15 protein-coding genes, 1 pseudogene and 1 riboswitch are annotated in these 15,722 nt (G+C 37.7%); of the genes and pseudogenes, 10 read left to right on the forward strand and 6 right to left on the reverse strand.

Going from position 1 to position 15,722, the window contains the following annotated elements; translation table 11 throughout:
* Positions 1-60 precede the first annotated feature (60 nt).
* From BMZ31_RS15835 to BMZ31_RS15855, 5 genes are all read right to left on the reverse strand, one after another.
* On the reverse strand, positions 61-1,161 hold the full coding sequence (locus tag BMZ31_RS15835) for a sugar ABC transporter substrate-binding protein (protein WP_090832908.1): 1,101 nt from the start codon (positions 1,159-1,161) through the stop codon (positions 61-63).
* A 303-nt stretch (positions 1,162-1,464) separates the two neighbouring features.
* Positions 1,465-2,691 carry a GGDEF domain-containing protein gene (locus BMZ31_RS15840; RefSeq protein ID WP_090832909.1) on the reverse strand — a complete coding sequence of 409 codons (1,227 nt, stop codon included), beginning with the start codon at positions 2,689-2,691 and terminating at the stop codon, positions 1,465-1,467.
* 267 nt (positions 2,692-2,958) lie between these two features.
* Positions 2,959-3,405: a flavodoxin domain-containing protein gene (locus tag BMZ31_RS15845; protein WP_368086654.1), complete on the reverse strand. Its 447-nt coding sequence runs from the start codon at positions 3,403-3,405 to the stop codon at positions 2,959-2,961.
* Positions 3,395-4,441 (reverse strand): ribonucleotide-diphosphate reductase subunit beta, encoded by a 1,047-nt coding sequence (locus BMZ31_RS15850; RefSeq protein ID WP_090832911.1) that lies wholly within the window; start codon positions 4,439-4,441, stop codon positions 3,395-3,397. The genes BMZ31_RS15845 and BMZ31_RS15850 overlap by 11 nt, the downstream gene beginning before the upstream one ends.
* A gap of 19 nt (positions 4,442-4,460) precedes the next feature.
* Positions 4,461-6,749, reverse strand: a complete 2,289-nt coding sequence (locus BMZ31_RS15855; protein ID WP_090832912.1) for a ribonucleoside-diphosphate reductase subunit alpha — start codon at positions 6,747-6,749, stop codon at positions 4,461-4,463.
* Positions 6,750-6,908: 159 nt separating this feature from the next.
* A riboswitch (cobalamin riboswitch) is annotated at positions 6,909-7,106 on the reverse strand.
* 258 nt (positions 7,107-7,364) lie between these two features.
* Here BMZ31_RS15855 and BMZ31_RS15860 point away from each other — a divergent pair.
* The 9 genes and pseudogenes from BMZ31_RS15860 (at position 7,365) to bacA (ending at position 14,798) form a co-directional block, all read left to right on the forward strand.
* Positions 7,365-7,628, forward strand: coding sequence for a hypothetical protein (locus BMZ31_RS15860; protein ID WP_090832913.1), 264 nt, complete (start codon positions 7,365-7,367; stop codon positions 7,626-7,628).
* A gap of 181 nt (positions 7,629-7,809) precedes the next feature.
* Entirely contained in the window at positions 7,810-8,772 is a 963-nt protein-coding gene (locus tag BMZ31_RS15865; protein ID WP_090832914.1) for a cation diffusion facilitator family transporter, read from the forward strand.
* Positions 8,773-8,937: 165 nt separating this feature from the next.
* Positions 8,938-9,536, forward strand: a pseudogene (locus BMZ31_RS15870) (short chain dehydrogenase).
* 224 nt (positions 9,537-9,760) lie between these two features.
* Complete coding sequence (locus tag BMZ31_RS15875; RefSeq protein WP_090832915.1) at positions 9,761-10,330, forward strand: cysteine hydrolase family protein; 570 nt, start codon at positions 9,761-9,763, stop codon at positions 10,328-10,330.
* 194 nt (positions 10,331-10,524) lie between these two features.
* Positions 10,525-11,238: a response regulator transcription factor gene (locus BMZ31_RS15880; protein ID WP_090833157.1), complete on the forward strand. Its 714-nt coding sequence runs from the start codon at positions 10,525-10,527 to the stop codon at positions 11,236-11,238.
* On the forward strand, positions 11,228-12,244 hold the full coding sequence (locus tag BMZ31_RS15885; RefSeq protein WP_090832916.1) for a sensor histidine kinase: 1,017 nt from the start codon (positions 11,228-11,230) through the stop codon (positions 12,242-12,244). The genes BMZ31_RS15880 and BMZ31_RS15885 overlap by 11 nt, the downstream gene beginning before the upstream one ends.
* An 86-nt stretch (positions 12,245-12,330) precedes the next feature.
* Positions 12,331-13,251, forward strand: a complete 921-nt coding sequence (locus tag BMZ31_RS15890) for an ABC transporter ATP-binding protein (RefSeq protein ID WP_090832917.1) — start codon at positions 12,331-12,333, stop codon at positions 13,249-13,251.
* The gene (locus BMZ31_RS15895; protein ID WP_090832918.1) at positions 13,244-13,981 is read left to right on the forward strand and encodes an ABC transporter permease; all 738 of its coding nucleotides are present in this window, start codon (positions 13,244-13,246) and stop codon (positions 13,979-13,981) included. The genes BMZ31_RS15890 and BMZ31_RS15895 overlap by 8 nt, the downstream gene beginning before the upstream one ends.
* A 13-nt stretch (positions 13,982-13,994) precedes the next feature.
* Complete coding sequence (gene bacA, locus BMZ31_RS15900; protein ID WP_090832919.1) at positions 13,995-14,798, forward strand: undecaprenyl-diphosphate phosphatase; 804 nt, start codon at positions 13,995-13,997, stop codon at positions 14,796-14,798.
* 3 nt (positions 14,799-14,801) lie between these two features.
* Here bacA and BMZ31_RS15905 read toward each other — a convergent pair whose 3' ends face one another.
* The gene (locus tag BMZ31_RS15905) at positions 14,802-15,275 is read right to left on the reverse strand and encodes a hypothetical protein (protein ID WP_090832920.1); all 474 of its coding nucleotides are present in this window, start codon (positions 15,273-15,275) and stop codon (positions 14,802-14,804) included.
* Positions 15,276-15,358: 83 nt separating this feature from the next.
* Between BMZ31_RS15905 and BMZ31_RS15910 the strand changes: the two genes are divergently transcribed.
* The gene (locus BMZ31_RS15910; protein ID WP_090832921.1) at positions 15,359-15,682 is read left to right on the forward strand and encodes a hypothetical protein; all 324 of its coding nucleotides are present in this window, start codon (positions 15,359-15,361) and stop codon (positions 15,680-15,682) included.
* Positions 15,683-15,722: the final 40 nt, after the last annotated feature.

Raw genomic sequence — 15,722 nt, forward strand, 5'->3', positions numbered from 1 at the left:
ATTGCGAAATAGTGATAGAAGCCTCTATCACTATTTCGCACCAAACATGTTTAATTTCTTTTACAGTCCAGTGAAGTCGCTCGCTTTGTAATAATCAGATTCAACAAGTTCCTTCTTCACGTTTTCTTTATCAACAACGATTACGTCTGTTTGTTTTGCTTTTACATCGACCTTGCCATTGTCGTAAGAACCAGTCGTTTCAGGTTTCTTACCATCTAGGATTGTAACAGCCATACCCATAGCATCTTTTACAAGAGTACGAACGTCTTTGAATACAGTCATAGATTGTTTGCTGTCGAGGATGTATTGAATAGAAGCTTTCTCAGCATCTTGACCTGTTACAACAAAGCTTGAAACAGCGCTGTCAGATGAGAATACATCAGCGATTGAACGTGCAGTTCCATCGTTCGGTGCAAGTACAGCAACATCACCTTTCAAGTCGCCTGATACCGCTGTAAGATGCGTTTGAGCTTTGTTTTTCGCTTCGTTTGCATCCCAGTTCGTTGTAACTTGTCCGATAATCTTACTTAATTGGTCACGGGAAAGATCCGCTGTATCTTTCAGAGCAACTGCTTCGCTAGAGTTTGCAATTTTGAATGTACCATCTGCGATTTTAGGTTGAAGAACCTTCCATGCGCCTTCAAAGAATAAGAACGCATTGTTGTCAGATGCAGCACCCGCGTATAGGTATAACGGAACGTCAGAACCTTTCGCATTGTCAACTAGGTATTGTGCTTGAGCAGCACCAACTGCAAGACTGTCAAATGTAACGTAGTAATCTACCGCATCTGTATTTGTGATGAGGCGGTCATAGGAAATAACTGTGATTCCTTCTTTTTTAGCCGCTTCAACAGCAGATGCAGCTGCATCGCCATCTTGAGGACAAATGATTAAAACTTTGATTCCTTTATTTATTAACGTTTCAACATTCTCTTTTTCTTTAGCAGAAGAACCTTGGCTAAACAAGATTTCAGTTGTATAATCTGTTCCTTTAAGGGCATCTTTGAATCTTTGCTCATCTTGTACCCATCTTGGCTCATCCTTCGTTGGTAATACGATTCCTACACTTACTTTGCTACCACTGTTGTTGCAAGCCGAAAGAATCATAGCGAATAACATGACAACAAGCATTAAAGATATGGCTTTCCAACTCTTCTTCATTTTTATCCCCCTTAAATTTGTCTCATTTACTTACAACTTAATTATACGTGTGAAACCGGTTACAGAAAGCGCTATCACTAGTACTCTTTTATTATCTCCTATACTTTTTTAACATTGGATGAGGTCAGCACCACCTTAAACTTCAATACCGCTTTTGGTCTCATTACATTTCCTCAATAGACTACTACTTCTATGAACTCGAATATGCAAATCGTTAAAAATGGTAAAAAAAAAGATACATAGCTGGATAGCTAAGTATCTTTTTAGCATTGGAACTGTTAAACCTTTAAAATGTCAGTAAAATCAGATTATTCCTTTTGCAGATAGTTGATTTTTCCCCTTTTGTTTTGATTCGTACATTAATTGATCTGCTTGGACGTACCCTTTCTCCATCGATTGACTGTCATTTAGATGGAAGTAATATAAACCAAATGAGGAGGTATAGGAAATAGATACATTAACACCATTATAGTCGACAGATACCGTACTATTTTCAACACCTTGCCGGATTAGATTTAACAAGGTCTCCGTTTGTTCATACTTTCTATTTAAGAGAAATATGGTGAATTCTTCGCCGCCACTTCTGAATAGTAAATCCTCTTTTTTTAGATAGCTCTTTAAAGTAGCAGCAAAATGCTGAATTACTTGATCTCCTACCGCGTGATTATAGTTATCGTTAATCCTTTTAAATTTATCAATGTCGGCAACTACAATCCCTATCCATTCTTTACTCTGGTTCAACTCCGCCATTTTTTTATCCATAAATGCACGATTGTTTACACCTGTTAGAAAGTCGGTATATGCCATTTGCTCAAATTTATCTCTCTCAATTTTATTTTCAAGAAATATGGACTTTGAAATAAAGGAATGGCTCACAAGATAATTTAGAATGAACAGACCGAGTAGCATCTCCCATTTACCTTCTTGAAGGAAAACGATTAACAAACCGTTAGTAAGGGCACTTTTCCCCATATCGATAACACTTCGGCTCTTAATGAAATGGATTATTTCTTGTCTCGTCCTGATTTCTCTTAATATTGCGAACATTATGATTAAAAACATATCCGAAAGAATTGCACTTGCTGTCACTAATAAAAACATTAAAATCCAATATCCAAAGTGGATATTTAGGAAGCTGTCACTTAAGTTTTTGAATATTATATATGCAATTGAGTATTGAAGAACGAAAGAACCTATATTATAAAAAATATGTATAAATTCTTCTGGATCATCTGTGTTCGTTATCTTTTTATAAAAATAAACAGCAATCCTGAAAACTGATTCAAAAATGAATAATCCAAATGGACCAGTAACAATGGCAAATGACAAACTGTAATTGATTCCTTGGTCAATAGAATAATTTCCTTTTTTGCTTATTGTCCTAAGATGAAAAGTTAATATCGAAAAAGACAAATAGATGATAAGAGCTGTTAGGTATACATCTTTTTGAACGATCACTCGATCAGAAGCAAAACTAATAGCCACAGAAGCAAAAAACAACATAAAAATGAATACCCTTGAACCTAGCATATGATCAATCTTCCCCCCTAAAACTACTTTTCCATTTTATACTAAAACATATATATAATGAAAAGGTTTTTTATTTAAAAATCCCTTTTTCATCCAAAAAAAGTCAACAGGTTTAAATCTGTTGACTTCATGAATCATTATTATCCTTATCAATTTCTGATTAACTATCCAAAATTCATAATTCCCTATAATCTTTTTCAGTTGCCAGCTTTTCTCTCATATGAATGACAGAATTCATTCTTTGATAAGTCTACTACGCTTACTAAACTAAGCCATACGCCTTACAAGACTATCAACAAACTGCTTACATTTAGTTAGATCTTTTGTTTGAGGATTTAGCTCTATTTTTAACGTTGCGGCAAGTTCCGTGTGGACGAAAAGCATATCCCTAAATTTATCCACTGCTCCACAATAGTTAGGGTAGAATTTGTCACCCGTTCCAGCCACTCCAGTCACAAGTTTGTTAACATCCTTCATTTCAAAAGATTGATAGATAGGGATCATTTCTTCAGGAATTTCCCCACTCCCCCATGTATAGGTTCCGATTATCACAGCATCGAATTGACTCAAATTTGGTAATTGGAAATCGCCCACTTGAAACTTATAAACCTTAATCGGATATTCTTGGAAAAAGTCACAGAGGATTTCTATGAGTTCCTTTGTATTCCCCGTAATAGACGCGTAAATAATAGCCACTTTCTTTCTACAATTCATCAAAACCATTCGATTGTGATACTTTGGTGTATGTACGTGATTTTTGTTCAAAGAAATCGGACTTTGTTTCGTTAATCATTTCATCGCTGAAAACGTGAATCCACGGCATCGGGTTATCACGATCCTCATAAAGGTTTTCCAAGCCAAGCTGCCTTAGCCTTTTATTGGCCAAATACTCTACATATCTCGCAAACTCATCCAAATCGATTCCGTTCATATCTTTTAATATGAAGAAAGCCCATTCCTTCTCAAGGCCTACTGCCTCTCCAATGGTGTCATAAATATATTGGATATTCCTTTCCGAATTCAGTTCAGGATTCTCGGTTAAGAGGATTCGGACAAACTGGGAGATAAAATAAGCGTGCTGCAATTCGTCTCGTTGGATGTAGCTGATCATCGTGCTCGTCTTTAACATTTTCTGTTGGCGGGCTAAATTGTAAAAGAATGCAAATCCTGCATAAAAATAGATTCCTTCTAAGTTGATAGAGTTAATTGCTAACTCAAATAAATTTTGTGGTGAAGGGTTGCCTCTAAATTTTTCATACGAATCCAAAATGAGTTTGTTACGTTTTCGAACGATTGGGTCGTCCTTTGCCTGATTAAATCGATCATTCTGCTCACCTAAAGGAACAAGTGAACTTAAGATATAGGAATAGGACTCGTTATGAACTGCCTCTTGTTGAGAGATGACGGCAAATATTGCTTTGAAGCTCGAATCTGTCACATAATCAAGTACCTGACTCATCATCGGAGTTTGCAGACTATCAAGACTCGCTAACTGAGTACTCACCTTTAGAAATGTATCCTGCTCCACCGGAGTAAGGGCATCCCATTGCTTGATATCATCTTGCATGTTAATCTCTTGGGCTTTCCAAAAGTTAGCTAATAAAGTTTGATAAAAGTCATACATTTGTGGATAGGCAATATCATTCCAATTTAATAACCCTGAAGATTGACCATTAATAATGGCCGTCGATCGATTTGGATCATTTGGATTTAGCAACTTAATTTTTCTTAAAGGTGCGTCAATATTCATCTTCATTTACCTCCATCAGTTAACTGTGGCATGCTTCACACTCATCAATCTCGGACTGCGAGGTGCTTCTGACATAATAAGTTGTTTTTAGTCCCTGTTTCCATGCTTCAAGATGGAGATTCAATAATTCTTTTGCCTTGATATCATTCCTGACATATAGATTGAAACTTATACCCTGATCAATATGGCGCTGACGAGCTGCGTTCTGACGGATACTCCATAATTGATCTAGTTCGTGGCGAGCACGACGATAGAAGTTATAAGTAAAATGATCCAAGTCCGGAGCCGTTACTTTAAACTTGAAATTCTTTTTTTCTTCGGCATATTCAACGGCGTACAAAGGATCGATTCCATCAGTGGAGCCTCCAATTTTTGCAGTGGAAGAATTGGGAGCAACCGCCATCAGCCACCCATTTCTCAATCCATTTCTGGCTACTTCCTCTTTAAGTTGAAGCCATCGGTTGGAATGATAACCTCTTCGTTCGAAGTATTTACCACTCTCCCACTCTGATCCTTCAAATTTGCTGTATGCCCCTTTTTCATTCGAAATCTCCATTGATGATCGAATGGTAAAGAAGGCGATGTCCTCAAACAGTTTATCAGCATAACGGACGGCTTCCTCAGACTCCCAATGAATCCCCTTCAGTGCGAGCAGGTGATGCCAGCCAAATGTACCAAGACCAACAGCCCTGAATTTCTTGTTGGTTAGTTGAGCCTGTCCAACGGATATCGTATTCAAATCAATGACGTTATCAAGCATTCTAACTTGAATTCTGATTAACCTTTCTAGCACATCTGCAGGTACCGCTTTTGCCAGATTAATGGAAGAGAGATTACAAACGACAAAATCGCCTGGTTTGCGCACGATGATTTGATTGCCCTCATCATCCTGATACTCTTTTACAATGGTGGTAGCTGACATGTTTTGCGCTATTTCAGTACATAGATTGCTGCAATAGATCGACGTCCTGCCTTCTCCCAATAAATGCTTATTTGGATTTTGTCGGTTTACTTCATCTCTATAAAACATGTATGGTGTCCCAGTCTCCAGTTGGGCTACCATGATTCGAGCCATGATATCCATTGCCCTGTACGTTTTCCGTGGCAGAAGCGGATTGTTTACTGCCTCGTAATATTTTTCTGTAAAAAGTCTTTTCTCTATATCGTCATAAAAATCCTCAAGTCCTAGTGGATTTCCATTTTCGTCTTTCCAACCCATCATTTTTTTCACCTGATGAGGACAGAATGTATGCCACTGACCAATGCTTCTACCATTTGCATCAGTTTCCTGTAGTTTTTCCATAAACAAATCTGGTACAGTAACTCCAGTGAAAATATCATGTGCTTTCCGTCTCTCATCACCATTATTCGTCTTCAAGTCGAGGAAGCCATTCATGATATCTTTATGGAATAGATCCAGATAGATAGCGATTGCACCCTGGCGTTGTCCAAGTTGGTCGACACTGACAGCCGTATCATTGATAAGGCGGATCCATGGTACGACGCCAGAAGACATTCCTTTGAATTTCTTGATATCAGAACCAAGTGCTCTTACTTTTCCGTAATAAATTCCGATACCTCCGCCACCCTTGCTCAATCTAGCAATATCCCAATTGTTCATATAAATGCCATCTAAGGAATCATCCACTGTATCAATAAAACAGGAAGACAGCTGTCCAAAGCTTTTACCTGCGTTTGACAAAGTCGGTGTTGCTACTGTCATATATAAATTGCTCAACGCCCAATAAGCTTCTTTTACTAGGGACATGCGCTTATGTTCAGCTTCAGCCTTCATGAGCGTCATTGCAATAACCATAAATCTTTCTTGTGGAAGTTCATACACTTTTCGCTCATAATCTCGTGCTAAATATCTGTCTGCAAAAAGAAATAGTCCTATGTAGTTGAATAATTCATCGCGAGAAGGATCGATGATGCTAGAGAGTTCTCTAATTTCTTCTTGCGTATACAAATTTAGTAGTTCAGGAGAATAAATTCCCATTTGTGTCAAAGTCTTAATCAATAGATAGAAATCACCGTATTTCATAGTGCGGTCATAATTACGGTTTTGCGAGGCACTACCGTATAATTCGTTAAGATAAAGTCTAGCAGCAACGAATGTCCAATTAGGCTGGTCTATCGCAATCTTGTTTAATGCATGAAACAAGGCGTGTTGATTTGCCTGTTCTTCAGAAAGCTCTAACTCTATGATTTGCTTTGTTAATTCAGTAACATCTAGCTTGTAATGAACCGCCATCTCCTCAATTTCTTGTAAAAGTTCTTTCATTTCGCTTTGGGCTTGTGACATCATCGATAATCCCTCCTGTAATAGAAAAAATCCGCTCAATGAATTGAGCGGATGAAACGATAACATCAAAAAGCAGAGGCCCTACAAAAATCCACAACTGTCAGAAGCTTTTAATCCTGCCTTTTGTCGCCACCGTTTCATCTTCCCAATCCCCGAGGAAGTTGAAACATCTTAAAGTAAGACAGGTCTCCTGACTTATGCTTCCGTCTACTTTGAACCCTTCCCATATAGGCACCTATTTTCTAAGCACGTTATACAGTGGTTTGTTCATTTCGTCAGCATTTACAGTTGCGGGGGCAGTTCTGGATTTGCACCAGATTCCCAATTAAGCCTTGCGGCATCTTATCTTAAGGCAACACAATATATAGTTTTATAGTAATAATTTAATCAATATATAGTTCGATAAATTCATACTATCCGAATTTAATCTTATTAGCAACCCTTATTTTTTATCCTCTTTCCTTTAACGTCTTAACACTCCAAACAAAGAAATTTTGAGATTTTCTCTTCTATTCGGAAACATAGTTGCCAACCTTATATTAATATAAGATAATATAACTAGTTTGAATATTCGGTAGTTTCAATGCAATCTTAGAGAATCTTTTGGGGGATGATTCGATGAATAGAGAAATAGTAGAGAATATTGTAGATGTTTTGATTGAACACAAGGAAGGAACGACACAGGATCAAGAATTTTTCTTTTGGCGCTATCTTGAGTGTTGTTGTGAATTAGCAGCAAATGAGGTATACATACTTGATGATTTAGCGTTATTGGCAGAAATCTTAAAAGAAAAAAAGGCCCAATCTTTAATTGAGCCTATCATGCTTTATGATTATGTTGCCGGTCAGCATCTTGAAAGGCTAGTATTAACTTCTGCATGACCTCATAACAACCAATTATCAGAGGAAACTCTTGGAAAACGAGGGTTTCTTTTTCATTTGGATTAATTATGACATCATTATCCTCGCATACATATAAATTCATATTTTCGACGATGCATTCATTTGATAAAAATAGGGAATCTAGAGAACAATGGTAGGAGATTACATATGAGGTGATAAGATGTCGATAATCGAATTCTTAAAGAAAGGCAATAAGTCATCTGGAATAGCTGCTTTAGGTAACACCGTTCTAACTATCGCTAAAGGAATTGCTGCGGTGATTAGCGGCAATGGAACCATGTTGGCAACAGCCATGCATTCAGCAGCAGATGCTCTTAATCAAGGATTTGTCTTTTTAGGAAGTGCAATCGCGGAAAAGGCTCCCACCAAAAGATTTCCAACCGGATTCGGAAGAGTGGTCAATCTTTTCGTCTTGATTGCCGTAATTGTCATTTCTATTATGGCTTATGAGACTATTATTAAGGGCTGGGAGCTTATCCAGCATCCAAAGTCTTCAGGAAGTCTTGGACTAAATGTTCTTATTATGTTGCTGGCAGTCGCAGTAGACGGATTCATATTATTTAAGGCAATGAAGGAAATCATCCATGAAACGAGAGTACAAGCTACTGGAATTCAAATCATCAGGAAAGCGTTTAAGAATGTGAACCTTGCTTCCCCTCCAACCAGACTTGTTTTTTATGAAGATATCATCGCAACTTTTGGAGCTCTACTAGCATTAGTATCTATTGTCGTTGCACATTTTACAGGCCTTTATGCCTTAGATGGGGTTGGAACCATTTTAATTGGTTTATTATTATCAGGAATTGCCGTAAAGATAGGCTATGAAAACACGATTGGATTAATTGGAGTAGCCGCCCCGAAAGAAGTGGAGATTAGAGTCGGAGAAATGATTTTAAGCGATCCGGATGTTGTTGACATAAGAACGATAAGAATCCTCCAAGAAGGACGTAAGTATCATGTTGATAGCTATATTGAGTTAAGAGAGGGATTGACTCTTGCCGTGGCAGACGATATCAAATTCCGTGTCCGCGACAAGTTGTTAACTGACTCTGACATTGGCGATGTTACATTAGGTATTTTAGAAACGAATCACGTACAAGACTGGAATCCAGAACAGGAATAATTTTTTTGAGGAACCGAAATCGGTTCCTTTTTTTCATGAACTTTATATTTTCAATATTTTCACGAAAACAAACCGCTTTACATACCGTATAGGGGTATGATAAATTGATGTCATTTTCAAAATATTACCATTCTTAAAATCAACCGTCTTAAAGGAGGAAATACAATGAGGATTCTTGTTATTGGGGCAAATGGTACAGTTGGCAAGGCTGTTAGCAAAGAACTAGCAGCAACTCATGAAATAATTTCTGCTGGCAGGAAAGAAGCAGACATTACGGTAGATATCACTTCACCTTCTAGCATAGCGGCCATGTACGAGCAAGTCGGCAAAGTGATGCGGTAATTAGTGCAGCAGGAAATACACACTTTGGTTCACTGGTTGAAATGACCCCGGAAAACAATGAAATTTCAATTGAAAGTAAATTAAAAGGGCAGGTTAATCTTGTTTTACTCGGGCTCAATCATGTGAACGATAAGGGAAGCTTCACTTTGACAACAGGAATCACCATGGATGATCCAATCGCGGGTGGATCATCTGCAGCAATGGCATGCGGAGCTATCAGAGCTTTTGTTCAGTCGGCTGCAGTTGAAATGCCTCGTGGAATTCGCATCAATAATATCAGTCCCAATATCTTAAGAGAATCGAGCGAAAAATATGGCCCATTTTTCCCTGGATTCGAGCCTGTCCCATCCCAAAGAGTTGCATTAGCTTTTCGAAAAAGTGTTGAGGGTGCTCAAACAGGGCAAACCTATACGATTTATTAAACTCTAATCTTCCCATTTTAGCCTACTGAATTTTTTCAGTGGGCATTAAATTTGAATGATCTCCCCTTCTCAACTTCTCAAAAAATAACCACCTTAAGAATGCTAAGAAATACCATTCATTTAATTGATATTTCTAAGTTTTGAAGCCTCAACACTTTATTTTTTGCATTAATTTCCATCCCGAAAGGATATACAATTTTAATTAATAAAGGAGGATGAATGTGATGAATTTATTACCAGCCAATAGCGCTTTGATTATAGTTGATGTGCAAAAGATGTTTGAAAATCCGAGATGGGGAAACAGAAATAACCCTCAAGCTGAGGAAAACATTGCTTCTCTCATCGAAAAATGGAGAGAAACAAAAAGACCCATTATCCATATCCAACACGTGGAAGGCTCTTTCCATCCAGCCTATGAGTTTAAGGATTTTATAAAGCCATTACCAGAAGAAACAATCATCCGGAAAAGCGTTAACAGTTCCTTTATCGGTACGAATTTGGAAAGCAGTTTAAGGTCCCGTGAAATTGATACAGTAGTGATTGTGGGTCTTACGACAAATCACTGTGTTGAAACGACTACAAGAATGGCTGGAAATCTTGGATTTAATACATTTCTAGTAAGCGATGCAACCGCAACTTTTGATCGTTTAGGACCTGATGGCAAACTCTATACAGCCGAAACCATTCATAATATGACATTGGTAAATCTGAATGAAGAATTCGCTACCATTGTAACGACAGAGCAAGTCATTAATATGTGCACGGACCATATCCAAAGCCAAATTCACATCTAGCAACATCTCTATTCTTCAATAGCTAACCTAATCTACAACCAATTCAAGCATTTGCTTCGTGTCAAATAAGAAGCAAGTGCTTTTTATTTTCTTCAATTTTTCAAATCAATACCTTCCCCCTTTCTAATAAACTATCCAAAGGGAAATTTATGGTAAAATTTAGTTTAAGAAATTTTTTAGAAATAGGTGAAGTAATGACTGACATACGTGTCTTAATTGCCGACGATGATAAAGAGATTAGAGGTTTGGTGCGAAAGTATCTCGAGAGAGAATGGTATTCCGTAGACGAAGCTTCGAACGGTGAAGAAGTTCTTAGCATGTTCAAACAGAAATCATACCAGCTCGTTATCCTTGATTTAATGATGCCAAAAATGGATGGTATCGAGGTTTGTAGACGGCTTCGCAATCAAACGAACATTCCGATATTAATGCTTACAGCTAAAGATCAAGAGCTTGATAAAGTATTAGGCTTAAGCATTGGAGCAGACGATTATATTACTAAACCGTTCAGTATGAACGAAGTTGTTGCAAGAGTGAAGGCGCTTATGCGCAGATATATGGTACTGGGAAGTGAAGGTCTATCGCAAGTAGATTCCATACTTAAGTACAAGAATCTTACTTTAGATTTGAAGAAATATACGGTTACTGTCAACGGAAAAGAAATCAATTTAACCGGTAAGGAGCTTGAGTTACTTAAGTTTTTTGCGAGCAATCCAGAACAGGTTTTTACGAAATCACAGCTTTTCAGACAAATTTGGGACAGTAATTATATTGAAGATGATAACACGGTGATGGTACATATCCGTAAGCTTCGAAAAAAAATTGAGCAAGACCCATCGAATCCAACAATCATCCAAACCGTTTGGGGGATTGGTTATAAGTTTAGTGGTGAAAAATATGAGGACTGACAAAATCATTATACTCATTGTCTTGCAATTTTTCATGATGGTAAGCCTTCTTATTTTTGCCATAGAATCCTTTCGTCCCTATGTCATTATCATTCTTTCAATCTACACGTTAATTTCACTGATAATGATCTCAGAACGACTGCGATTTCTAAATTTCTTAAAAAGAATGAGAATCGAACTATCTCGTGTATTGAAAGGAAACCTTAAAACAAGGCTATTCGCCAATCAAGATCACGCAGTGAATGAAGTGATTTTTAAGATAAATGAATTAATTGGTCAATTGGAAAGTATCCGAATTGAGTCCATTCAATCTCAAGAAGCTAGAAAAAGTCTACTTTCAAGCATTTCACACGATATACGTACACCACTCACATCCATTACCGGCTATGTGGAGGCATTGAAAGATGATATTGCGGCTTCAGAATATGAAAGAGATAAATATCTTGATATCATCGTTAACAAATCTAATCATCTCAAACAATTGATAGATGAAATTTTCATGATGGCGAAGCTTGATTCTGATGAAATTCAAATGAATTTTGAATCAGTGAATTTAGCTGAACTCACCCGCGAAGTCTTAATAGAATTTTTACCTGAGATCAAGAAATATGATTGTGAATTGACTGTCAACCTTCCGGACAAGAATTGTGACATTTGGGCAGACCGTTTGAGTGTGATCAGAATTCTAACAAATCTCATGAGCAATGCTCTCCAACATGGCTTAGCAGGACAAGTAGTTGGAGTTAGCTTGACTGAAAGCGCTCACCATTATCAGCTCGAAGTTTGGGACAAGGGTCCCGGCATACGAAAGGAGCACATTAATAGCGTGTTTGAAAGGATGTTCCGGAGCGATGCATCGAGAAATGCCAGTAACGGTGGCAGCGGTCTAGGGCTTGCCATCACTAAAGCACTTACCGTGAAAAACGAAGGTCAGATTTGGGTTGAAAGCACTCCTTGGAAAAAGACTGCCTTTTATCTTACACTGCCGAAACAAATACACAATTAAGAAACAGTTAAGAATTAGTTCAGAAGCATTTAAAACCTTTTGCTTATCATAGAATCATAAGCGAAAGGAAAGAAGGTGTTCTAAAAATGAGTATCATCATCCAAACGACAAATCTAACAAAAATATATGGTGAACAAAAGTCTGTTGACCATCTTAATCTCACTGTTCAGCAAGGTGAAATTTATGGATTTCTTGGCCGCAATGGTGCAGGTAAAACGACCACAATTAGAATGTTATTAGGCTTGATAAAACCATCGCAAGGTCACATTCATATTTTCGGTGAAGAATTAAAAGAAAATCATCATGAAATTCTAAAGCGAATCGGATCCATTGTAGAAGTTCCAGGTTTTTACGAAAACCTTACCGCCAAGGAAAATCTCCTGATCAACGCAAGAATCTTGGGGTTAAAAAAGAAAAATGCAATTGAAGAAGTTCTCGAAATCGTTGGGCTTCAAAATGAACATAAAAAGTTAGTCGGAAAATATTCCTTAGGGATGAAACAAAGGCTTGGGATTGCAAGAGCCCTTCTTCATTACCCAGAATTGCTCATACTGGATGAACCCACAAACGGCTTGGATCCCATTGGTATAAAAGAGATGCGAAGATTGATTAAAAGGCTCTCCGTGGAACGAAATATGACGATTTTGATTTCTAGTCATATTTTGTCAGAAATTGAGCAAATCGTGGATCGAATTGGTATCATTCACGAAGGTAGATTACTTGAGGAAATCTCAATTGAGAATCTACAAAAAAGGAACCGTAAATTTATGGAGTTTCAAGTGAGCAATGACAATAAATCTGCCATGTTACTTGAGCAAACTTTTGGAATATCCGATTTCGAAATTCTAGAAGAAGGGTTAATTCGCGTATACTCACACATTGGAATACAAGGTGAAATAAACCGTCACTTTGTACAACATGGCATCGAAGTGCAAAGGATTCATCTTAGTGAAGATCGCCTTGAAGACTATTTTACTTCCCTCGTTGGAGGTGGCACAATTGGTTAATCTTCTTTATACCGAGTTCCTAAAACTTAAACGAAGCAAAATGCTTTTGATTAGTCTCCTCGGAGCAGCTGTTGCACCGATTTTGATTGTCGTTGCATCCTATTTACACATGAAAACAAAGCAGCCAACTGATCCCATCCTATTTGCCGAACTTTTCTTCCAAGTGAATTTGTATACAATCTTGATCATTGGGGTTCCTCTATATGGAGTCGTAACCGGGTATTTGTTTATTCGAGAATTTCTTGAAGATACCATCAAGAATTTGCTGACAATTCCTGTTTCTCGTTTTAGTTTACTTGCGAGCAAAGCCTTTATTCTGTTAGCGTGGATCCTGCTATTGACTACTGTAGCCTGGATTCTCACATTAGGGCTAGGATATTTAGCGCAGTTTGACGGGTTGACGAAATCACTCATTCTGAGAAGTCTAAAACAGTTCTTGCTCGGAGGCATCTTGCTATTCATTCTTTCTAGTCCGATTATGTTTCTTGCACTATATATGAAAAATTACGTGCCGACGATTATTTGTACGATCGTCATCACCTTAATCAATGTGATGGGTGGAAATTCTGAACATCGCGGCTTATTTCCATGGGCAGCTGCAGGAGATATCGCCAATAACACCATGTTGACCACATATCCCCCTGAGTACTCGTACGCTGTTATTGCGATTGCTTCCATAATAGGATTCATCGCTACCATTTTCTACTTTAATAGAGTAGATATTCATTGATTTAAAGGAGATTATGATGGATATAATTATCGGTATTATTATGGGAATTGTGGAAGGACTCACAGAGTTCGCCCCAGTATCGTCAACGGGACATTTAATTTTGACTGGTCATTTATTAGGATTTGAAGGAACTGTCAGAGCCAAAACATTTGAGGTCGTCATTCAGTTTGGATCTATTCTAGCCGTAGTGGTTCTCTTCTGGAAAAAAATACTCACAATATTAGGGTTACAGCGGAGTGACAAAACTTCTTCCGAAGGTCACTTGAGCATTTTTCACATTGCGATTGGAATACTCCCCTTCTGTTTAGGTGGACTTCTTTTTTACAACTACATTAAGAACGTTTTATTTCAACCGCAAACCGTGGTCATTTCCCTTGTTGCAGGAGGACTTTTCATGATAGCTGCAGAGAAATTCAAGCCTGTCACCTCCACACAGAATCTTGATCAAATTACGTTTAAACAAGCTTTGGCGGTAGGATTGTTTCAATGCTTGGCACTCGTTCCAGGTTTTTCGAGATCAGGCGCTACGTTATCAGGTGGTCTATTTGTAGGCATGACCCACAAGACGGCCGCTGAATTTACTTTTATCATGGCCATTCCGATTATGTTTGCAGCATCAGGAAAGGATTTATTCGAAAGTTGGAGCTTTTTGAATGCAAATGATTTGCCACTCTTTATGACAGGTTTCCTAACAGCCTTTGTGGTCGCCATCATTGCAATTAAATTCTTTCTTCATTTGATTAATAAAATAAAGCTGATCCCTTTTGCCCTGTACCGATTTGTTTTAGCTATTCTTTTTTGGATCTTTATTTTATAAAGATCAATCCCATTGATTGAAGATGACTTCTCCAACCGTTTCGGGTTTCCAATAAGCGATTTGTTGCAATTCGAAGGTATTCAGTTCGTTTAAATGATCTAGGACAAATTTTCCCGCTCGTTGCATGACACTTAATGACATATTTAGCTCTGCAGAAGATAAGACTCTAAAGTAATCCATGAACTCCTTGTTTAGCAATGAATCATCTATAAAGACGATTTGTTCAAAACTAACAGATGATGCTAACGCTAGGAAGTTATAATAAGGATTCAATAATAAATGTGTTACTTTTTCTGATATCCGTATGGTAGCATGATGAAAATTTGCGGTGGTATGTGGCAATTTAAAACCGACCAACTTTCCGTCGAGTTTGTTCACGACATGATAGCAAACTTGTTTAAATAACTTGCTATCTTGAAGATTCGGTGGTTTATTTTTTTCGTCAAAAAAGCCTGTTACTCCGTTCAATAAGATCAACCATTCTCACCTCTAACCTTTCCATTTGTTTTAATGCTCGTACAACGGGAATATAACAGGAAAAGCAAATGGAGGTTTTATTTATGAATCCTAAATTAATCAGTTCACTTGCTATAAGTGCCGCAAGTTATCTCATGCAAAATAAACAAGCACGTCAAAAATTGATGGACCAGTTTCAATCTATGAAAAAGTCAAAGAAAAATGGATCTGCAGAATCTTCTCTTTCTGATAGAAAAATCACCTCAACGAATTCCGCCATTTCAAAAAATAAGATGCTTGGTTCCTTAGCAATTGGAGCGGCTACTTATATTATGACCAATAAAAAAGCACGTGATAAAGTTCTTGGTCAATTCCAATCCATGACAAAAGGTAAATCAAATGGTGTACCGATTAGTAGTCACAGATAAGTATTAGACGATCAACATAGGCCAACTCGTAGAAGAGTTG

The sequence above is a fragment of the Bacillus sp. cl95 genome (assembly GCF_900115925.1).
Classification (GTDB): Bacteria; Bacillota; Bacilli; order Bacillales; family Cytobacillaceae; genus Neobacillus_A.